At 61.1% G+C, this 20,527-nt stretch carries 18 protein-coding genes and 2 pseudogenes; 8 read left to right on the top strand and 12 right to left on the bottom strand.

Annotated elements, in window-relative coordinates; all coding sequences use genetic code 11:
* Positions 1-43: 43 nt before the first annotated feature.
* Positions 44-1,186, bottom strand: coding sequence for a phytanoyl-CoA dioxygenase family protein (locus HX807_RS17880; RefSeq protein WP_003215107.1), 1,143 nt, complete (start codon positions 1,184-1,186; stop codon positions 44-46).
* A complete protein-coding gene (locus HX807_RS17875; RefSeq protein ID WP_063029668.1) occupies positions 1,186-2,031 on the bottom strand; it encodes an SDR family oxidoreductase in 846 nt (281 codons plus the stop codon). The genes HX807_RS17880 and HX807_RS17875 overlap by 1 nt, the downstream gene beginning before the upstream one ends.
* A gap of 126 nt (positions 2,032-2,157) precedes the next feature.
* Here HX807_RS17875 and HX807_RS17870 point away from each other — a divergent pair, with 126 nt between their 5' ends.
* Together HX807_RS17870 and iolG are read left to right on the top strand one after the other, a co-directional pair.
* Positions 2,158-3,183, top strand: a complete 1,026-nt coding sequence (locus HX807_RS17870) for a LacI family DNA-binding transcriptional regulator (protein WP_177050614.1) — start codon at positions 2,158-2,160, stop codon at positions 3,181-3,183.
* 36 nt (positions 3,184-3,219) lie between these two features.
* On the top strand, positions 3,220-4,224 hold the full coding sequence (gene iolG / locus HX807_RS17865; RefSeq protein ID WP_177050611.1) for an inositol 2-dehydrogenase: 1,005 nt from the start codon (positions 3,220-3,222) through the stop codon (positions 4,222-4,224).
* 42 nt (positions 4,225-4,266) lie between these two features.
* Here iolG and HX807_RS17860 read toward each other — a convergent pair whose 3' ends face one another.
* The gene (locus tag HX807_RS17860; protein ID WP_177050609.1) at positions 4,267-5,433 is read right to left on the bottom strand and encodes a cystathionine gamma-synthase; all 1,167 of its coding nucleotides are present in this window, start codon (positions 5,431-5,433) and stop codon (positions 4,267-4,269) included.
* Positions 5,430-6,806 carry a cystathionine beta-synthase gene (locus HX807_RS17855; protein ID WP_003215116.1) on the bottom strand — a complete coding sequence of 459 codons (1,377 nt, stop codon included), beginning with the start codon at positions 6,804-6,806 and terminating at the stop codon, positions 5,430-5,432. Before HX807_RS17855 ends, HX807_RS17860 begins: the two co-directional genes overlap by 4 nt.
* A gap of 265 nt (positions 6,807-7,071) precedes the next feature.
* Here HX807_RS17855 and atzF point away from each other — a divergent pair, with 265 nt between their 5' ends.
* Together atzF and HX807_RS17845 are read left to right on the top strand one after the other, a co-directional pair.
* A complete protein-coding gene (gene atzF, locus HX807_RS17850; protein WP_177050607.1) occupies positions 7,072-8,871 on the top strand; it encodes an allophanate hydrolase in 1,800 nt (599 codons plus the stop codon).
* A gap of 2 nt (positions 8,872-8,873) precedes the next feature.
* Positions 8,874-9,547: pseudogene (locus HX807_RS17845) on the top strand (GntR family transcriptional regulator).
* A gap of 165 nt (positions 9,548-9,712) precedes the next feature.
* Here HX807_RS17845 and dapA read toward each other — a convergent pair.
* Entirely contained in the window at positions 9,713-10,576 is an 864-nt protein-coding gene (gene dapA / locus HX807_RS17840; protein ID WP_177050605.1) for a 4-hydroxy-tetrahydrodipicolinate synthase, read from the bottom strand.
* A gap of 292 nt (positions 10,577-10,868) precedes the next feature.
* On the bottom strand, positions 10,869-11,837 hold the full coding sequence (locus tag HX807_RS17835; protein WP_043224716.1) for an alpha/beta hydrolase: 969 nt from the start codon (positions 11,835-11,837) through the stop codon (positions 10,869-10,871).
* Positions 11,838-11,933: 96 nt separating this feature from the next.
* On the opposite strand from HX807_RS17835, the gene HX807_RS17830 reads away from it, so the two are divergent.
* Entirely contained in the window at positions 11,934-12,413 is a 480-nt protein-coding gene (locus tag HX807_RS17830) for a VOC family protein (RefSeq protein WP_177050603.1), read from the top strand.
* Positions 12,414-12,426: 13 nt separating this feature from the next.
* Here HX807_RS17830 and HX807_RS17825 read toward each other — a convergent pair whose 3' ends face one another.
* Positions 12,427-13,590 carry a GGDEF domain-containing protein gene (locus HX807_RS17825; RefSeq protein WP_008436297.1) on the bottom strand — a complete coding sequence of 388 codons (1,164 nt, stop codon included), beginning with the start codon at positions 13,588-13,590 and terminating at the stop codon, positions 12,427-12,429.
* 70 nt (positions 13,591-13,660) lie between these two features.
* The gene (locus HX807_RS17820; RefSeq protein ID WP_008436300.1) at positions 13,661-14,281 is read right to left on the bottom strand and encodes a LysE family translocator; all 621 of its coding nucleotides are present in this window, start codon (positions 14,279-14,281) and stop codon (positions 13,661-13,663) included.
* Between the two features lie 240 nt (positions 14,282-14,521).
* On the opposite strand from HX807_RS17820, the gene HX807_RS17815 reads away from it, so the two are divergent.
* Positions 14,522-15,088: a hypothetical protein gene (locus HX807_RS17815; RefSeq protein ID WP_177050601.1), complete on the top strand. Its 567-nt coding sequence runs from the start codon at positions 14,522-14,524 to the stop codon at positions 15,086-15,088.
* A 176-nt stretch (positions 15,089-15,264) separates the two neighbouring features.
* Here the strand turns inward: HX807_RS17815 and HX807_RS17810 are convergent, their stop codons facing one another.
* Both HX807_RS17810 and HX807_RS17805 read right to left on the bottom strand, forming a co-directional pair.
* Positions 15,265-16,410, bottom strand: coding sequence for a serine hydrolase domain-containing protein (locus HX807_RS17810; RefSeq protein ID WP_177050599.1), 1,146 nt, complete (start codon positions 16,408-16,410; stop codon positions 15,265-15,267).
* A gap of 71 nt (positions 16,411-16,481) precedes the next feature.
* Complete coding sequence (locus tag HX807_RS17805) at positions 16,482-17,549, bottom strand: fatty acid desaturase (protein ID WP_177050597.1); 1,068 nt, start codon at positions 17,547-17,549, stop codon at positions 16,482-16,484.
* 315 nt (positions 17,550-17,864) lie between these two features.
* Here HX807_RS17805 and HX807_RS17800 point away from each other — a divergent pair, with 315 nt between their 5' ends.
* Positions 17,865-18,428 carry a recombinase family protein gene (locus HX807_RS17800; protein WP_177019791.1) on the top strand — a complete coding sequence of 188 codons (564 nt, stop codon included), beginning with the start codon at positions 17,865-17,867 and terminating at the stop codon, positions 18,426-18,428.
* Between the two features lie 158 nt (positions 18,429-18,586).
* On the opposite strand, the pseudogene HX807_RS17795 reads toward HX807_RS17800, so the two are convergent.
* A pseudogene (locus HX807_RS17795) lies at positions 18,587-19,122 on the bottom strand (AAA family ATPase).
* Positions 19,123-19,243: 121 nt separating this feature from the next.
* Here HX807_RS17795 and HX807_RS17790 point away from each other — a divergent pair.
* The gene (locus HX807_RS17790; protein WP_008436319.1) at positions 19,244-19,612 is read left to right on the top strand and encodes a hypothetical protein; all 369 of its coding nucleotides are present in this window, start codon (positions 19,244-19,246) and stop codon (positions 19,610-19,612) included.
* Between the two features lie 16 nt (positions 19,613-19,628).
* On the opposite strand, the gene HX807_RS17785 is transcribed toward HX807_RS17790, so the two are convergent.
* Positions 19,629-20,510 (bottom strand): LysR family transcriptional regulator, encoded by an 882-nt coding sequence (locus HX807_RS17785; protein ID WP_003215146.1) that lies wholly within the window; start codon positions 20,508-20,510, stop codon positions 19,629-19,631.
* Positions 20,511-20,527 lie beyond the last annotated feature (17 nt).

Here is a 20,527-nt window from a genome sequence, read left to right as displayed (position 1 = left end):
CAGTCCGTTTTTTTGTTGTTTTGAAAGACGTTGAAAACATTCCTCAGCCTTGGCGTTTGGCGTGTAGTTGCGCAACGCGTTCGGCAAAGGTCTCGCAGGGCCAGCGTTCGTTCAGTGCCTGCAACATCAGTTGCTGCCCGGTTTGCGGAGCCAGGCCCTGTAAGGGTGGGTCGGTATCCAGGTTGGTGGGAAAGGAATAGCCATCGGCGGTGCAGGCGATCACCGCGTGCAGCGCCTCGCCATCCATGACGTTGTCCGCCAGGCGCTCCAACAGGCAGGGGTACAGCGCCAGCATCATCCGGTCGCGGTCCACAGCCTCCATCGTTTTGCCGAACGCCGAGGAGATTTGCAGCAGGTTGGCCATGCGCTGGCGGTCCGGTGTGCGATTGGTGCCAGCGGCGTGAAACAGGGCCGGGTTGAAGAACAGCAGGTCACCTTTGTTCAGCGGCAATTGCACGGCATGCTGCTGGAAGTACTCGATGAATTCAGTGCGCCTCCAGGCCAGGTAGCCCAGTGGGTATTGCTGGGAAAACGGCAGCAGTTGGGTCGGGCCGGTTTCCAGGGGCATGTCGCTGTGGGCCACGGCCCCTTGCAGCGTGAGGTATTGGGACAGCGTGTGCAGGGGCAACGGAAAGCGCTCCACCACGTCGATGGTCTGGAACCCGAGGTGATAATCACGGTGCGGTTGCTGGGCTTGGCCACCGGGGTGCACCACGTTGACCTGGGCCGTGACTTGGTAGCCCGGGCCGAGCCAGGCTTGTGCGATCAACCCCAGCAGTGGGTTGGCGTAATATTCGACAAAGGATGCCGGCGACTGCAGTGCGGCCTTCTGTAATGAGTTCCAGATACGTCCGTTACTGCCGGCCTTGGCGAAGTGGTCGGCGGCCACACCTTGCGCAGCCTCTTGGGCAAAGATCGCTTCGAATACCTGGCTGTGACGGTCGACCACGTCCAGGTCGGCATAGCCCTGGCGCACCACCATCACTCCCGGCCCCTGGCTGAACAGGCGATGCAGTTCGTCCAGCACGGCGTGACGATCGCCGTTGCGCAGTGCCTGGGCCTGATAGATCGGGATGTTGCTGCACACTTCGGCGCAGTGCGGGTAGTCCTCGGCAGCAGCCTGCTGGGCACAGATCGAGTGAAAATCTTCCAGTTGCACCGCATCGGCGCTGACAAAGGCAGGCATCACGCACCCTCCACCAGGCTCAAGGCCTGATCGGGGCGTGGGGTGCCGCCGTCGCCACAGCCGATGACGCCTTGCTCCAGGTCGATCACCGTGCCGGTCATCATTCCCGACTCGCGTGACAATAGAAATGCCACGCTCTGGGCCACCTCTTCAGGTTTGAGCAGGCGGCCGAAGGGCTGCGCGGCTTCGGCGGCCTCCAACCAGCCATCCCCGGCACCGTGGTAGTGCCGCTGGATTTCATCCTCGTGAGGTGTGTCCATCCAGCCGATGTTCAAGCCGTTGACCCGAATCCGGTTGCGCAGGGCGCTGAACGCCACGTTTTTGGTCAGAATCGCGAGAGCGCCCTTGGACGCCGCGTAGGCACTCAAGAACGATTGCCCGCCGTGGCCGGTGACACTCTGGATATTGACCACTGCACCTTCAACCCTCTGGCTGATCATCAGCTTCAAGGCTTCCTGCATCAGGAAAAACGGCGCCCTCACATTGACCGCAAACAGTCGGTCAAACAGTTCAGGGGAGGTGTCGAGAATGGTGCCGCGATCCGACATCCCGGCGCAGTTGATCAGCCCGTGGAGGGTGCCGAAGTGGGCACGGGCCGCCTCGATCACGGCGCGGCAGTCGCCAATCTGTTCCAGGTCCGCCTGGACAAACACCGCGCGGCAATCGAGCGCTGCCAACTGCCGTACTTGCTCCTGGCCCTGGTCCGGACGGCGTCCGCAGATGATCAGGCCGGCAGCACCGCGCCGCGCCAGGGTATGGGCGACGGCAGCCCCCAATCCCTGGGTGCTGCCGGTGACGACAAAGTATTGGCCTTTGAAGGTATGGCTGAGGTCGGTTGAAGGCATCGGGGTCTCCTGGGTTGTTGTTGTTGTTTTGAAGGCCGGGCTCGACGCCGGGCAAAACTGAGACTAGCATTGCGGTCACCTCAACGAGTCTCAAAAAGACCTCAAAAAAACCTCAGGCTCAACGGCATGCTCGAACGCGCTAAACACTTTTCCATCAAGCAACTGGCCACCCAGGCGGGCGTCAGCAAGGCGACAGTCGATCGCGTCTTGCATGAGCGCGGCAGCGTGCACGCCCAAACCCGGCGGCGTATCGAACAGGCTCTGGATGAGCTGGAATCCCAGGAAAAAAATGGCCTGGCAGTAGGCCGTACCTTTCATGTCGATGTGATCATGCACACGCCCAAGCGCTTCAGTGCGGCGGTGCATGCCGCCATCACCGCCCAACTGGGCAGCCTGGCACCTTTTCGTATCGCCCCGCGGTTTCATGTGTTCGAAGAGATCGAGCCTCAGGCGATGCACGACCAATTGCTGCGCTGCCTCGAGTCCGGCAGCCAGGGTGTGGTGCTCAAGGCCGCGGACGAGCCGGCGGTGAATCTGGCGGTCAAGCACCTGGCGGCCGCAGGTATTCCGGTGGTGACCCTGGTCACCGATCTGCCCCACAGCGAGCGCATCGGCTACGTAGGCATGGATAACCGCACCGCCGGACAAACCGCCGCGTACCTCCTGTCCCGCTGGCTGTCACCCCAACCCCAGGAAGTGGCGGTGGTGATTGGCAGCGAATTGTTCCGGGGCGAGGAAGAACGCGAAATGGGTTTTCGCATGTGGCTGCGCGGCCGTGCGACGCACCTGCGGGTACTGGATATCAGCGGTGGGTACGGCGTGTATGACCGAACGTTTGCCCGGGTCACCGATGCGTTGAAGCAGCATCCGGAACTGAAGGCGGTGTACAGCGTCGGCGGTGGCAACCGCGCAATTGTCGACGCCTTCGCGGCTCTGGATCGCCCGTTGGACGTGTTTATTGCTCACGACCTCGACGAAGAGAATCGCCAGCTGTTGGCTGAAGAAAAAGTCGCCGCGATTATCGATCACAACCTGCAGATCGATGCGCGCCATGTGTTCCTGCACATCCTGCAATTTCATCGGCTGTGGAAGGCTGGGCCGATTGCGCCGTCACAGGTACAGATCGTCACACCGTTCAACCTGCCGGACTGAATCTCCACACCCAATAACAATCCCAGGAGTTCGACCATGCTACGTATCGCTGTCCTTGGTGCAGGGCGCATCGCCAACATTCACGCGGCCAATGTCGCGGCCCATCCTGATGCCACTCTGGTGGTGGTCGCCGACCCCTGGCGGGAGGGCGTCGATGGCTTGGCTGCGCAGCTGGGTTGCGAGGCGGCCTATGACTGCGCAGCAGTGCTAAGTCGGGACGATATCGACGCGGTGGTGATTGGCACACCCACCGACACTCATATCGATTTGCTGCTGGCGGCCGTGTCCCAGGGCAAGGCCGTGCTGTGCGAGAAGCCCATTGACCTGAATTTCGCCAAGGCGCGGGCGGCGGCGCAAGCTGTGGAGCGCGAGGGCGGTAAAGTAATGCTGGGCTTCAACCGCCGCTTCGATCCCGACACGCTGCGCCTGCGCCAGGCCATCGACGCGGGGCAAATTGGTGCTGTGCGGCAGGTGATCATCACCAGCCGCGACCCGGGGTTGGCGCCACGGGATTACCTGGCACATTCCGGCGGCATCCTGCGGGACATGACCATTCATGACTTCGACATGGCGCGGCACCTGCTGGGTGAAGAGCCCATTGAAGTCAGCGCGATAGCCAGCCGGCTGGTAGATCCGAGCCTGGCGCAGATTGACGACTTCGACAGCGTGATGGTGCTGCTGCGCACCGCATCCGGGAAACAGTGCCATATCAACTGCTGTCGGGAGGCGGTCTACGGGTATGACCAGCGACTTGAGGTATCCGGGGCCAAGGGGGTGCTGCTCACGGATAACCATCGACCCAGCACCTTGCGCCATTGGAACCACGAGCACACCGAGGCGTTGGAGCCGTTGCAGCATTTCTTCCTGGAGCGTTATGCGGATGCCTACCGCAATGAGTTGGGGCAGTTTATCCAGGCACTGAGCGCGGGGCGCGCGCTGCCCACCAACATGCGCGATGGGCTGTATGCGTTGCACTTGGCGGACTGTGCGCTGGAGTCCATCAAGACCGGGCGAATGGTTGAGGTCAATTACGCTATTTAAGGTGTTGCCGGAGCGGGCATGCTCGCTCCGGCAGATTGCGCGTTAGATTTTTGCCAACGCCTGCGCCAGATCCGCCCGCAGGTCTTCCACATCCTCAACCCCCACCGACAACCGCACCAACCCATCACCAATCCCCAGCTGCGCCCGGGTCGCTGCCGGGATGCTCGCATGGGTCATGATCGCCGGGTGCTCGATCAGACTTTCAACGCCCCCCAGGCTTTCAGCCAACGCAAAGATCTTCACGTTTTCCAGGAAGCGTGTCGCTCCTGCCAGGTCGCTTTTCAGGTCCACCGAAATCATCCCGCCAAACCCGCGCATCTGCCGGCGTGCCAGCTCATGCTGCGGGTGTGATGCCAGGCCTGGGTAATAAACCCGCGCCACTTGCGGCTGTTGCTCCAGCCACGTCGCCAGTTCCAGCGCATTGCTGCAATGGCGCTCCATGCGCAGCGCCAGGGTCTTCACCCCGCGCAAGGTCAGGAATGCGTCGAACGGCCCGGCAATCGCGCCCACGGAGATTTGCAGGAAGCCCAGGCGCTCGGCCAGTTCAGGGTTCTGGCCCACCACCGCAATGCCGCCGATTACATCGGAGTGGCCGTTGAGGTACTTGGTGGTGGAGTGCACCACGATGTCGAAACCCAGCTCCAGCGGGCGCTGGATCCAGGGGCTGGCGAAGGTGTTGTCGGCCACGCAGATGATGCCCCGGGCCTTGCAGATGCGGGAGATGGCACTGAGGTCGGTCAGGCTCAGCAGCGGGTTGCTCGGGGTTTCGACCCAGACCATCCGCGTGTCGTCCTGCAGCGCGGCTTCGAAGGCCGACAGGTCGGTCAGGTCGACGAAGCTGAAGCGATGCCCGGCGCTGCGCTGGCGCACTTTGTCGAACAGGCGGAAGGTGCCGCCGTACAAGTCATTGCCGGAAACCACGTGGGAACCGGCGTCGAGCAGTTCCAGCACGGTGGAAATCGCCGCCAGCCCGGAGGCGAACGCGAACGCCTGGGTGCCGCCTTCAAGGTCCGCCACGCAGCGTTCCAGGGCGAAGCGCGTCGGGTTGTGGGAGCGTCCGTAGTCAAAGCCTTTGTGAACGCCGGGGCTGTCCTGCAGGTAGGTGGAGTTGGCGTAGATCGGCGGCATCAGCGCCCCGGTGGTCGGGTCCGGGGATTGCCCGGCATGGATCACGCGGGTGGCGAAGGCGCTTTTATCGTGCTGGGTCATGCAAGGGATCTCCGTAGGTGATTGAGCAGGTCGACGCGGGTGATCAGGCCGTGAAAGCCCGAGGCGTCGGCAATGATTGCCACCAGCCCGCGATCCAGCTCGGCCTGCAATTGTGCAAGGCTGGCGCTGGGTGCGAGGGTGTGAAGGGCGTTGGTCATGGCGCTGCCCACGGTCATGGAAAAGTGCGCGGCGTTCTGATGCAGGCCGAGCAATACATCCGACTCGTCGAGCACCCCCACCAGTTGCTTGCCGTCCACCAGCACCGGCAGCTGTGAGACGTCGGCCAGGCGCATGCGCTGGAAGGCGGTGAGCAGGCTGTCGTCGGGGCCGACGCTGATCACCCGGCCGTCCTCGAAACGACGGGCGATCAGGTCGCGCAGGTCGCCGTAGTGTTTGTATTGCAGCAGGCCGGCGTCGTTCATCCATTGGTCGTTGTAGACCTTCGACAGGTAGCGCGTGCCGGTGTCGCAGACGAAGGTGACCACCCGCTTGGGCTCGGTCTGTTCGCGGCAATAACGCAGGGCTGCGGCCAGCAGGGTGCCGGTGGAGGAGCCACCGAGAATGCCTTCGGCCCGCAGCAGTTGGCGGGCGTGGTCGAAGCTTTCTTCGTCGCTGATGGAATAGGCGTGGCGCACGCTGGAGAGGTCGGCGATCGAGGGAATGAAGTCTTCGCCGATACCTTCCACGGCCCACGAGCCGGGCTCGGTCATGGTGCCGCTGCGGCTGTACTCGGCCATCACCGAGCCGACCGGGTCGGCCAGCACCATGGCCAGGTCAGGTTGCACGCGCTTGAAGAAGCGCGTCAGGCCGGTGAGGGTGCCGGCCGAGCCGACGCCAACCACGATGGCATCCAGGTCATGTTGGGTCTGGGCCCAGATTTCCGGGGCGGTGCTGGTCTCGTGGGCCAGGGGGTTGGCCGGGTTGTTGAACTGGTCGGCGAAGAACGAATCGGGAATGTCCTTGGCCAGTCGCGCCGCCACATCCTGGTAATACTCGGGGTGGCCCTTGCCGACATCCGAGCGGGTGATGTGCACCTCAGCGCCCATGGCTTTCAGGTGCAAGACTTTCTCGGTGGACATCTTGTCCGGCACCACCAGCACCACCCGATAGCCTTTGGCGCGTCCCACCAGGGCCAGGCCGAGGCCGGTATTGCCGGCGGTGGCTTCGATGATGGTGCCGCCGGGGCGCAGGCGGCCATCCCGCTCGGCGGCGTCGATCATGGCCAGGCCGATGCGGTCCTTGATCGAGCCGCCGGGGTTCTGGGATTCAAGCTTGAGGAACAGCGTGCACGGGCCGGTATCGAAGCGGCTGACCCGCACCAGCGGGGTGTTGCCGATCAGTTCGAGCACAGCGGGGCGGGAAGCGGTGGGCATGTCGTCACCTGGCTACGGAAAGGGCGTATGGGATGGACAGCAGCGTTTACAACATGGTTTCGAACATAGGCCGGTATCGGGCCGCTCGCAACCGCGCGGCCGCCAGAATGTCTTTTTTTGGCGCATTGCTGCTTCATGACGGAGCACGGCTGGAGGCGATCCATCGGCGGGTTTTCTGTCAACCTCACGTATTCATTGGCATGCAGCTGATTGGCCCAGGGTTTGCTAAAAGAAATCCAAACTTGGATACAAGATGGAATCCTCAATGCGCAACGAACAACTCGGCTGGACCCTGGGTGAATGGCAAGCTGCATACCGCACCCAGGCGCTGACTCCCGACATCCTGTTGACCCTGGCGAGCACGTTCCCCGCCGAGGACAATGCCTGGATCAGCCGGGTGCAACCGCAGCAATTGAGTGACCAGTTGGCGCAGTTGGCCGAGCGGCTTGCGGCGGTCGACGGCGATATCGACCAGTTGCCGTTGTATGGCGTGCCGTTTGCCATCAAGGACAACATCGATGCGGCGGGTTGGGAAACCACGGCGGCGTGTCCTGAGTTTGCCTATACCGCCGCGGCGGATGCCTCGGTGGTGGCGCGGTTGCGGGCGGCCGGGGCGATCCTGATGGGCAAGACCAACCTCGATCAGTTCGCCACCGGCCTGGTCGGTACACGCTCGCCCTACGGCGCGGTGGGCAACAGTTTTAACCCGGACTATGTCAGCGGCGGTTCCAGCTCGGGTTCGGCCTCGGTGGTTGCCCGCGGGCTGGTGGCGTTTTCCCTGGGCACCGACACCGCCGGTTCCGGGCGGGTGCCGGCGGGCTTCAACAATATCGTCGGGTTGAAGCCGACCAAGGGGCGCTTGTCCAACACGGGACTGGTGCCGGCCTGTCGTACCGTGGACTGTATTTCGGTATTTGCGCTGACGGTTGAAGATGCCGAGACGGTTGCGGGCCTCGCTGCTGCTTACGACGCCAGCGACGCCTATTCACGCGTCAATCCCAACACTGCTCCCGTAGCGGTCGGCGCCACAATCAAGCTGGCGGTTCCGGCCAGCCTGGAGTTTTTTGGCGACGCGCAGAACCAGGCCGTATTTGAACAGGCGCTGCTCAGGTTCCAGTCCCTCGGCGCCGAAATCACGGCGGTGGATTTCAGCCCGTTTCAGCAACTCGCCGAGCAGCTCTATTACGGCTCCTGGGTTGCGGAGCGCACGGTGGCACTGGAAGGCATGCTCGCCAGCAACGCCGAAGCGATCAACCCGGTGGTGCGTGGCATCGTGGAAAACGGCCACCAGTACAGCGCCTGCGATGCCTATAAAGCCGAATACCTGCGCGCCGAACTGAGCCGACGCATCAACGACAGCCTGGCCGGTTTCGACGCCTTGCTGGTGCCGACCTCACCGACGATCCGCACCCTGGCGGAAATGGCCGTGGAGCCGGTGCTCTACAACTCGCAGTTTGGCTTCTACACCAACTTCACCAACCTGGCCGACCTGTCGGCACTGGCCGTGCCCGCCGGGCTGCGCAGCGACGGCCTGCCGTGCGGCATCACCCTTATCGCGCCGGCCTGGCACGACGCCGCCCTGGCGCATCTGGGCAAGCGTTGGCAGGCCGGCCTTGATCTTCCGCTGGGCGCTACCCAACGCAATCTGCCGCAACCGGCACCGGCGGGGCAGGCGCCCGGCAGCGTGCGGGTGGCGGTGGTTGGGGCGCATCTCACCGGGATGCCGCTGAACTTCCAGCTGACCAGCCGCAACGCCGTGCTGGTGGAGCAAACCCTGACGGCGAGCAACTACCGCCTGCATGCACTGCCGGGCACGGTTCCGCCCAAGCCGGGGCTGGCCAGGGATGACTCGGGCCGCTCGATCATCGTCGAGCTGTGGGACATGCCTGTCGCCCGCTTTGGTGAGTTCGTCGCGGAGATTCCCGCGCCGCTGGGCATCGGCAACCTCACCCTGGCGGACGGGCGCAGCGTGAAGGGTTTTATCTGCGAGCCCTGGGCCCTGGCAGGCGCCACTGACATCACCGAATTCGGCGGCTGGCGCGCGTACATGGCGAGCAGGAACTAGGCATGCAGCTCTCAACCATGAGAAAACCCGGCGAACGGCCGGACAGCCTGGCGGAACGGGTCTACCAGCAGGTGAAGGACGACATCTTCGGCTTTCGCCTGCTGCCGAGTGATCGCTTCAGCGAAGGCGACGTGGCCGAGCGCATGCAGGCCAGCCGCACGCCGGTGCGCCAGGCGCTGTATAAGGGTACCTGGAGGTGTTTTTCAGGAGTGGCTGGCAGGTGCGGCCGTTCGACTTCAACTATTTCGAAGAGCTTTACGACGTAAGAATCGTGCTGGAGTTGGCCGCCGTCAGCCGCTTGTGTGGCATGGCGGAGCAGGGGCTTGAACGGCTTGAAGCGATCTGGCGGGTGGACGAAAGTGCGCGTCTGGATGACGCACAGGTCGTCTGCGCGCTGGATGAGGAGTTCCACTGCGGGTTGGTGCAGGCCACGGGCAACGCTGAAATGGCGCGCATGCATTACGAGATAACCGAGAAAATCCGCATCATTCGGCGGCTGGATTTCACTCAGCAATCACGTATCGCAGCGACCTATGAGGAACACGCAAGCATCCTCGATGCGATCTCGGCACGGCACAGCGATCTGGCGCAGCAACTGCTCAAGACTCACATCGAGGTGAGCAAGCAGGAGGTGCGCAAGATCACGTTGCATCGGTTGGCGGTGGCGAGAGGATAAGCCCTCGTATCGACGAGTCAGCCCGCCCCCTGTGGCGAGGGAGCTTGCTCCCGCTGGGGTGCGAAGCGCCCCCAAAACCGGTCACCCCATTTTACCTGGCGAAAACGCGGTGCCTGAATTGGGGCTGCTGCGCAGCCCAGCGGGAGCAAGCTCCCTCGCCACGGGTCATTGCCGCACGCCTAATACTTGCTGCAACCGATTTGTCACCGTCTCACTCGCCCCCAACATCGGCGCCCGCAACTCACTGCCGATCAAACCGTCCATCGCCAGCGCGGCCTTCACCGGTGCCGGATTGGGCTCCACGAACATTGTGTGAATCAACGGCAGCAGCCCGAAAAACGTCTCGCGAGCCGCCAGCAACCGGTTGTCGCGAACCTGTCGATGCAGCGCCACAAAATCCGCGGTACGCACATGCGCCGACGCGGCAATCGCGCCGGTCGCTCCCAGGCACAGCGCGTTGAATATCTGCACATCCTCGCCACACAACACATCCACATTCCCGCTGGCCAGCAGCGCCAGGGTATTGGCCAGGTTGCCGCCACAATCCTTGATCGCGACGATCCGTTCATGGGCGACGATGTTCAGCAACGTCGCCTGTTCGAAGGCGATACCGGTGCGGTAGGGAATGTCATACAGAATGATCGGCACACTGGACGCATCGGCCACGGTGCGGAAGAACGCCTCAAGGCCCGCCTGGGACGGGCGGATGTAGCTCGGCGGCGGTACCAGCAAACCGGCCACCGGGCGTTGCAGGATTTCACTCTGGAACTGCAGCAGCTCAATCTGGTTATACCCCGCCAGGCCCATTACCACCTGCTGCGGCGGTACCAGTTCCAGTACGGCATCCAGCATCGCCAACTGCTCACGGCGGCTCAGTGCTGCGGCTTCGCCGGTGGTGGTACAGACCATGATCCCGGCCACGCCTTGTTCCAGCAGATGGCAGACCAGGCGGCGCAAGCCGATGAAGTCGATGGCGCCGTTATGAAACGGTGTAACGACGGGAACCCAGATACCTTGAAACGATGACATGCGCTTTCTCCTGATGGTTGACCGATTTCGTCACCGTCAGAAGGGCAGAGGGAAGTAAGCAAGAGGAGGGGGCCTTCGCGCTCAATGTCCTGTCAGCTCATCTGACGGGACAGCGCGCCCCGGTCACATGAGCGACTGTTTCTTCGATTTGAGGGCGTGCGCAACGCAACCTTGCGCCTTGGCAATCAAGCCAATGACGGAAAAGTTGAAGGTCGTTGCAGACATTGAGGACACACCCTGAAGAAGGCGCTTATCTTTATGGATTATTACAGGGTGTGTCAACTCACGGCGATCAGTCGCGGTTCAGCCAGTGGCGCACGAAACGCACCTGCTCTGCCGACAGTTCTGCGTCTTCCGGCGCGCCCATGAAACCGCCGTGGGGCATTGCTTCAAAGATGTGCAGTTCCACCGGTACCTCGGCCCGGCGCAGCGCCCGGTGCAGGCGTACGGCGTTGGACAGGAACAGGTCGCGGGTGCCGCTTTGCACGAACGTCGGCGGGAAGCCTGGTGCGAAATCCCCGAACAGCGGCGACAGGTACGGGTGAGACAAATCCGCGCCAGCGGCGTACAGCAGGTTGGTGCTCATCAGCGGGTTGGGCAACACCACGTCGACGGTGCGGTTGACCTGGAAGCTGTCGCCCGATTCGGTCAGGTCCACTTCGGGTGACAGCAATACCAGCGCGGCCGGCAGCGGCAAGCCTTCGTCGCGGGCGCGCAGCACCATGGCAGCGGCGAGGTTGCCTCCGGCCGAGCGTCCGCCGATCACGATCTTGTCCGGGGTGTGGTGCTTCAGCACATGCCGGTAGGTGGCCATACAGTCATCGAGTGCCGCCGGGTACGGATGGTCAGGCGGCATGCGGTAGTCCACGCCGTAGCAGGTCAGGTTGTGCAGGTCGGCGTGCTTGCCGGCGGCGAGGCGGGCGTTTTCGCCGCCGCCGAACACCAGGGCGCCGCCGTGCAGGTCGATATAGGCGAACTCGGCCCCGTATGCCGGCGTCGCCCGGTACACGGTGGCGTCTTCCACGGTGAATGTCTCAACGTGGTCTGCCGTCTGTCCCGCCTGGGACGCCGCGTACTGTTGGGCAACTGCGGCCTGCATACGGCGCCAGCCAGCGTGGTCATCGGGTGCGGGCAGGGTGTACAGGCTGTTCAGCGGCACGCCATCGGCGTTCACCATGCGCTGCAGCATCGCCTGGGCCTCGGGGCTGATGGACCGCGGAACCGGGATGATTCGCGGGTCGATCCTTACACCATTACTCATTCTCTGCACCGTTTGGGTTCATGTCAGGACGCGAACGCATTCTTGTCGGTAGCGGTACTACACTGCAAGTCCGAACCTCCACGCTGGAGAACACTCATGCTCAACAAAAACACGGTGTGCCTTTGGTACGACGGCAGTGCACTGGACGCTGCCAACTTCTACGCCAGGACCTTCCCGGACAGCGCAGTGACTGCGGTCCATCACGCCCCCGGGGATTATCCGGCGGGCAAACAGGGCGATGTGTTGACGGTGGAATTCACCGTCATGGGTATTCCTTGTCTGGGGCTGAACGGTGGCTCCGGCGTGCAGCACAACGAGGCGTTCTCGTTCCAGGTAGCCACCGACGACCAGGCGGAAACCGACCGCTTGTGGCACGCGATTGTCAGCCATGGCGGCCAGGAAAACGTCTGCGGCTGGTGCCAGGATAAATGGGGTGTGAGATGGCAGATTACCCCGCGTGTACTGAGTGCGGCGATCACCCACCCCGACCCGGCAGCGGCCAAGCGGGCGTTTGAGGCGATGATGGGGATGACCAGGATTGATATTGCGGGGATTGAGGCGGCGCTCAAAGGTTGATGCACCGATTGAGTCAATCGGCGCCCACTGCCGTCCGGTCCACCAGACGAATACGGTTGCGTCCACCGCGCTTGGATTCATACAGCGCCGCGTCGCCTTGTTCGATCAAGGCCGCGAGGCTGGCGGGCGGCGTGTCGAACAGGCTGGCGCCGATGCTCAATGTCACCGCTTCGGGCGTGGCGAACGCCTGCGAGGCAGCCTGATGAAACTGTTCGCGCAGGGCGCTGCCCAGCGCGACAATGCGCGCGTTCGAGGTGTCATTAAGCAGGATCACGAACTCGTCGCCACCCAACCGCGCCGCCAGCGAATCATCGGGCAACTGCGCGCGAATCATCTCGCTCAGGGCCACCAGCAGCCGGTCGCCCGCGGTATGGCCGTACAGGTCGTTGATCAGCTTGAAATTGTCGATGTCGATCAACAGCAGGGCACCCGGCCGGGCCTGCGACACCTCGCTCAGCAGGCTCGGCGCGCGCATTTCAAGGGCGCGGCGGTTATACAGCGCGGTCAACGGGTCGCGGGCGGCCAACCGTGCAATCTGTTCCTCACGGCGGTAGCGCTCGGTGCCGGTCATCGACAATGCAATCAGCATGATCGCCATGGCGCCTTCCACCAGCGACACCTGAATGATCTCGCCACGAAACGCCGTCAGGTCGATCAGTGTCCCCGGCACGATCGCCACCAGCGACTTGGCCAGATAGAACAGCCCGTGGGCCAGCAGCACATAGCGCAGTTGCACCGCGCCCACGCTGAGTGATCGGCCATGGGGGCGCAACAGGAAACTGGCCCGCAGGGTCGGCAGGGCAACCAGCAGCGAGTTGGCCAGCAGCATGGCCCTGGACCACGACTGTCCTTCCGGCAACAGCAGCATGGCAAACCAGGCCACGAACATCAGGTACCAGGCGCGAGACAGGCGCACCTGGGTGAAACGCGCAACGCCCAGCAGGAACAGCCAGTGGGCGGTGATCAGCAACCCGTTGGCGAACCAGATGCCGATCAACAGCAGGCCGCTGGCCCGCAACAGCGCCAGGGTGCTGCCCACGCTGATGATGGCGAAACCGGCAGTCCAGTACAGCAGCGATGGCTCGCGGACATTGCGCCACTCGACGGCCAGGTACAGCGCGGCGGCGCCTGCCAGTGCGATGGTGAGGACCAGTATGGTGATGGGGTCGAGCGCCATGGGCGAACTGGCCTGCCTGAGTTGCGGTGAGACGGCGATTGTAAGCGTTTTCGCCGGTTTTTCGCAGTGCTCAGGCCCTGCGCGCCATCAGCAATACCGTCGCGGCGGCCGACAACAACCCCGCACAGCAGCGGTTGAAAATCCGCTTGCCCCGAGGCTGCGCGAACCAGCGGCGCATATGCAAACCCATATAGGCGTAGGCGCTGATGGCGAACCATTCCAGCGCCAGGAACATCGCTCCCAGCAGGGCAAATTGCGGCGTGATCGGATGTGCCGGGTCGACGAATTGCGGCAGGAAGGCGGTAAAAATCAGGATTGCCTTGGGATTGCCGGCGGCCACCAGGAACTCCTGTCGCGCCAAGGCCCACAAGCCCGCCTTGGGCGCCGTCGACTCAGCCTCCGCGTGCGGATTGGACCGCCACAGTTGATACGCCAGATAGAATAGATACGCCGCCCCCAGAATCTTGATCCCGTAGAACAACAACTCCGAGGTTTGCAGCACCACCGCCAGCCCGGCGGACGCGAGGGCGATCATCCCGGCAAAGGCCAGCAGTCGCCCGACGCCTGCCAGGCACGAAGTGCGGTAGCCGTAGCGGGTGGAGTTGCTCACGGACAGCAGGTTGTTCGGGCCTGGCGCCATGTTCAGGGCGAAGCAGGCCGGGAGGAAGAGGGTGAGGGTGGCGAGGTCCATGGGGGGCTCCGGCGGGCGCAGGCAGGTAAGGCCACGAGGATAAGGGATGTGAGGCGGTTGAACAATTTGCGCTAATGGGTAGAACCGATGGCGCTCTGGCCATGTCTGTGAGTCGTGGGTAAATAGATCGGTCACCATGACGCTCATTCGTTAATATGCCCGGCATGCCAATCGGGTAAAGGAAGTTGGCGTGAAGCACGAAGCGCTTTTCCCGGGAATTAAAAATAGAGTAGGCAGGGAATGGAATATCCTTCATTTGAAAACAAATCAAAAAAAAGAACCTTGTTGTTGGTGGTGTGTCTGTTATTTGGAACATGGATTGCTTATACGCTCTGGGCCGGTCGCATTGTAATGCGAACGGTTTTAATGCCATCGATTCCCGAGTGGACGACCTATATAGTCATTGGTTGTCTGGTTGGACTCTTTTTTGCTGCAAGGGCTACCTACTATCGTCCGGCTGTAAGAAACCCGAACCGTGTTGGAGAATCTTTTTTTGGTGGTTTTTGCCTGGGTCTGATTTTGTCCTTGCACAGTTATGACGTCATTACGTACCTGTTGCCCGGCGACATTGTTCAGTATGCGTCACCTTACGAGCTGGTGACTCCGGGGCCCTACGTTGGAAAGTTCAGTCGTTGTGAGGCGGGTCTGCGGATTAAGGATTTAAAGACTGAGCGCTGGGTTGCGCTTTGTACCACTCAGTCGGAATTCAACGATCAAAGAAAGACAGGCATGAATGCAGTGTGGGTGACTGCTCATTCAAACAAGATAGGTTCTTATATCAAGGCGTATGAATTTATTTATAAATAAATCATGTCGTCGTTGTACCGGCCTTCGTTCATAAGCCAATGACTCATTGTTGGCCGGGAGGGGAAGGTTTCGGTTTGCCATCAGCCACTTGTGTCTTGCCACAAACTTGCTGCGTTGCATTCGGCAGTATTGCGCCCCCTTGAAAGCCTCAGATGAACAGATCCGCCCCTTGCCTCTCAAAGCGCCGCATAGACAAGGGATGAAAGTCGGCGGGGGCGTGGATCAATCATCGAATGGCTGCCCGAAGTCGTGGTGACAAAACCGAAGCTCACTTGTTTTTCGGGATCAGCGAAACTGATCGGGCCACCAAGCCCGATATGGCCAAAGGTGTTCGGGCCCATTGCATGGGAAGCCGTCGGGTCGCGTTGCTGCTCGAGCATGCAACCCAATCCATAACGCATGGGGCGCATCCATACTCGATCCATGCCATGACTGTGCTCACGGCTGAATTCAGTAAGCAGCTCGGGACCGATAAAGTTTCCTGCCATCAATGCACTGTAGAAACCGGCCAGGCCGTGAGCCGAACCGTGTCCACACACGGCGGGTTGCCGGTAGGCCCACCAGCGAGGGTCACTGGTTCGTCTGGGCACCATTCCGGGGTTGGTGAAGGCGAGCGTCGCGATATGCGACGGCTCGTTTTTCACCACGGTTCGCAACGCCTGCGAGTAAGGGTCACCGACTCGTCCCGTGGCACTGTCGAAACGCGCGATACGGTGAAAGTGTTCTTCGCTCACGCCAAGGTGCACGTCCAACTCATGGGGATCGAGAATCTCTTCGTGGATAAACACACAGGGATCTCGTCCGTCCACCCGGCGAATCAACTCGCCGAGGATCCAGCCAAACGTGGTGGTGCCGTAGCCCAGGTCTGTTCCCGGTTCCCACCACAGCGGCTCGGCCTCCAGGAGTCGCAGCATGTGCTCCCAGTCATACATCATGGGGTTATGGTCGGGCCCCCGCAGCGCCGGCAGGCCTGCGGTATGGTTCATCACCTGGCGCAGGGTGACCTTTGCTTTCCCGCTCCGGGCGAACTCGGGCCAGTAACGGGCCACGGGTGCATCCAGCTCCAGCTTGCCCGCCTCAACCAACATCAGGACGGCCACCGCGACATAGGGTTTTATTACGCAGAAGGTATTGGCCAGCGTATCGCGGGTCCAGGGTTTCGTGCCCGCCTGGTCTGCCATGCCGGCCCACAGGTCGACAACGATCTCTGCGCCTACCTGCACGCACAGGCCGGCCCCACGTTCCTGCGGATCATCGAACATGTCCTCGAAGGCCTGCTTGACCGCTTCAAACTGCTTCGCACATATCCCTTGCGCTTTCATACCTCAACGTCCTCGTATTTGAAGTGCGGCCCTTGATACTTGCCGAACACGGATAATGGTTGTGGAGGAATTCACCCACGAGACCGAGTTTGGGAGTGCTCCATGGAAAAGCGATTTGCTCGTTTGTAGGTGCCGAAGTCATTGAACCTGACACCGGCCTGGGCCATGACTTTATGAGCATAAGGTGCCGTCATCTGACGCAGATAAAACGGGTCTCTCACCACGAAGTGATGGATGCTGTGAGTGCTGCCAAAGTTAAAACAGAACAACTGGAACGGCCACAGCCACCAAGGGTTCATCACCTGGGTTTGTTGTAATGCGTTACGCGGGGCAACATCGCCGTAATAGTGCATATTTGAACTTATAAAGAACAGGCAGAACTGCCGTATCATATTGGGCGCTATAAGAATAACCACTGCGCTATTGACGATATCCATTAATTCCAGCGTCGTAGCTGAACTGTGAACCTCCATCCCGGTAATTGACCCAAGCCAGACATACAGGTGGTAGCCGAGGAACACATACCAGCACCCCCAATACAGAAGCCCGAATGGTGTATTGAGCCGAATGATCTTGCCTAACAATTTTACCTTTTGCCGCCATCCAGGGGCAAACACCGCATTTAGAAAACCAAATACAAATCCGTCCACCAGTTTGAGTAATCGCAGTATTCCCCAAGGACTGCCGCTCGTGGTGATCCAGGCTTCAACATCAGAATCAGTTCCGGACTCCTTATGGTGATGAAAGTGCAGGCCGCGTCTTAGCCACGGACTGGGCATACCCGGGCGTGCCAGCCAGCAGAAGAGCATCATGGCATTATGGGCCAGCGGCTGTTTTCTAAAATAAAGGCGATGAATCAGGTCATGTTCGATTTCATGAATGAACGAAGTCAGCAGCGCATTGACCAGAATACACATCCATGCGGGGATAAAACCCTTTAGATAGAGCCCTCCCGTAATGACCATCCCTATCAGGGAAAACGCCATGACACTCGCGCCCAGAGCATCCTGGTGCTGCAGGATCGGATAACGCTTTCGCAGGTAGTTCCCATGATCGGTAATACTGCGGGTTACCTTATCAATCTTTTCCTGATCGGCAGTTGGGCGATCAATTTCGATGGCGCCTTCCAAGACATTCATCCATTCATCCTCTGATTGCATCGAGAAATTAACAGCCGCGTCAAGCCGGTCATGTCAATTATTTGAGCTGTAAAACAGTAGATACTCATATGGGTTGCTTGAATTGCACGGGGCATTCAAGGAATACGAAATCGACTTTTTTGCGAAAAGCTTGTTAGAATTCCATGCTTCAAAATGATAAGGGAAGTTCAACTCTTTGCAACTGTGTATTTTGGGTGGGTTCAGTGTTACAAGTGCGGTGTAAGGAATTGATGATTTAGTTACAGTTTGTACAAGTATAAAATGACGCTGTACAAGTATTGCCAAGGAGGCACCATGAGATTGCATCGCATCAAATATTTCCGGCGCGCTCTAAAAGAGCCCGAGGGTGGCGTAGAGAAAATAACAAGCGACGATGTATTTGATGCCGTGTTTTGCGATGAGCCGGCAGACAATGCCGCGAATCCTGCAGGCCTGGAAAGGCTACTCCGCTACCTGCAGTGCGGGGATACCGTGGTGGTGGACAGCATGGCAGCGCTGACTTCAAGCACGGAGCAGCTGTGCGCCATCATTCGCCGGTTGATTGAAAAGCAGGTCACGTTGGAGTGTTTGAACGAAAACCTGGTTTTCCGGCATGACTGTCTTGAAGTCGTGGAGTCGATCATTGCGGTAATGGAGCTGATTGCAGAGTTCGAGCGCGCAGCGATGAGGGAAAGACAGGCGGCGGGAATTGCCAGTGCAAAGAATCGTGGGACTTATAGAGGTCGCAAGAAAAAGCTGTCTGACAATCAGGTTGTAAACTTAATTGACCGGGCCACTGCAGGAGAAAGTAGATCCAAATTGGCGCGTGATTTTGAAATCAGTCGGCAGACGCTCTATCGGTACTTGAGATCCAGATAGGGGCTTCTACAGGTGGCACGAGGGAGCGGCTACCAACAAGATCCTACAGTTGAAAAAACCTGTAGGACGGCATGGCGCGAAAGCGGTGGAAGTCTTGCCATCATTGATTTCTTCACTGGCAAGACGACCCACTATCGCGGCCAACGCTCCTGCTCCCTCTATTCAAGGCAGCCTTCAGATGCTGCGGGCAAGCGCTCGAGAAACTCGGCGATCTGCCGGCCACCGCGCAAGTGCACCACGGGCACCGACGGGCCTGCCGCCAACCGCACCGCCTCGATACCTGGCCGGTGGCCGCGATCAAACGTCCACACGTACTTCAGGAATGTCAGGAACTCCCGGTCGAGTTTCTCGGTACAGCCGGCGGGAATATCCGGGCGCGGGCGGTTCAGCGCACTGCGCAGGATCACCCGGGTAAAGCAGGTGAGCCGTGGCGTGTCGAGCCAGATGATCAAATCGGCACGGGGCAGGCGCAGGTCGAACGTGCGCCGCGCATAGTTGCCTTCACACACCCAGCCATCGGCGGCAACGGCGTCGCGCACGCGGGTACGGAACTGCTCGGCGTCGGGCTCGACCCAGCCGGGCGACCAGAACAGGGTGTCCAGGTGCACCACGGGCAGGCCCAGGCGTTGTCCGAGGGCGCGGGCGAGGGTGGATTTCCGCTGCCCGCATTACCGAGAATCACGATGCGTTGCATGAAGGGACGTCCTGTCGCGGGAAAGCCCACAATTGTGCAGGTTTTACATGACCGACAAAAGCCATATGAGGTAGGTTGGGCGCCCCGGAATGGACCCTCTCGACCAAGGAAGCGCCTGTCAATGCCAAATGCCTTTTGCCAAATCAGCGAACGCCTGGACAACCGCCGGTTTATCGTCGCGGGCAACACCCATGGTGTGTCCGGTACAGGCACCGTGTTTCATTACCACGTCGATGAAAACGCCATCTGGGGCACCTACCAGGGCGGCCGGATTCGCATGGGCAATCAAGTCGGGCGCGCCACAGGCCCCGATACCATCGAGTTGCTGTACCAGTGCCTGACCACCGAGGGCGAGATTCTTGCCGGCTGGTCCCGGGGCACGCTAGGCGTGGATGACGCCGGGCGTACCACCCTGGCCTTCGTCTGGGGCTGGTTGTCGGGCGCGACGGGAGGCGGGGAGTCGAGCTACGTCGAACTCGTTGCCGAGTAATCATGCAATTTCGCGCCTACTGGAACCGCTCAACCAGGTAGTCGACAAAACACCGGACCCGCGCCGGCGTGTGGGTACCGCCGAGGAACACGGCATGGATCTCTTCGCCATCGCCTGGATTGAATGCCTCCAGCAGCGGCACCAGCCGACCCGCCTGAATGGCGTCCGCCACGGTCTCGGCGCAGACCCGCGCGATGCCGATGCCCTCGGCCGCCAATTGGCCCTGGGTGTCACCGTTATTGGTTTCGACATGGCCCTTGATCGTCAGTGAATAGTCGTGGCCATCCTTGCGAAACGGCCAGGTGGGCGCCGCACGCTTGAAGTTGAAACCAATGCAGTCGTGATCCAGCAGGTCTTCCGGCACCTGCGGCGTGCCGCGTCGTGCCAGATAGCTCGGCGCAGCAATGATGACCTTGTGGGTGGCGCCCAGCCGGCGGGACGTCAGGCTGCTGTCGGGCAGCGGGCCCAATCGCACTGCGACGTCGGCTTGCCCGGCGGCGATGTCGACCACGGTGTCGGTCAGGTTGATGTCCACCAGGATGTCCGGGTAACGCTGAATGAACTCGCCCAACAACGGGATCACGAAGGTCCTGCCATACAGCAGCGAACTGCTGACCCGCAGGCGCCCGCGGGGTGAACTCTGGTCGGTAATCTGCTGTTCGGTTTCCCGCAGGTCCGTGAGGATCCGCCGGGCGCACGACAGATAGGCGGCGCCCTCCGGGGTCACGGTCAGTGAGCGCGTGGTTCGCAGCAACAGGCGTACGCCCAGCCGGGCTTCCATGCGGTCCAGCACCCGCGCGATGGAGGAGGGGGCAAGGTTCAAGCGACGCGCGGCCGCCGAGAAACTCGCGGTCTCGGCCACGAGGGTAAAGATTTCCAGTTCGTCCGTTATGTCCACGGGAAACTCACTTGTGC

Source organism: Pseudomonas sp. D8002, assembly GCF_013385695.1.
Classification (GTDB): domain Bacteria; phylum Pseudomonadota; class Gammaproteobacteria; order Pseudomonadales; family Pseudomonadaceae; genus Aquipseudomonas.
Note: the sequence above shows the minus strand (reverse complement) of the source record. Positions and strands in the feature narration are given on the sequence as shown.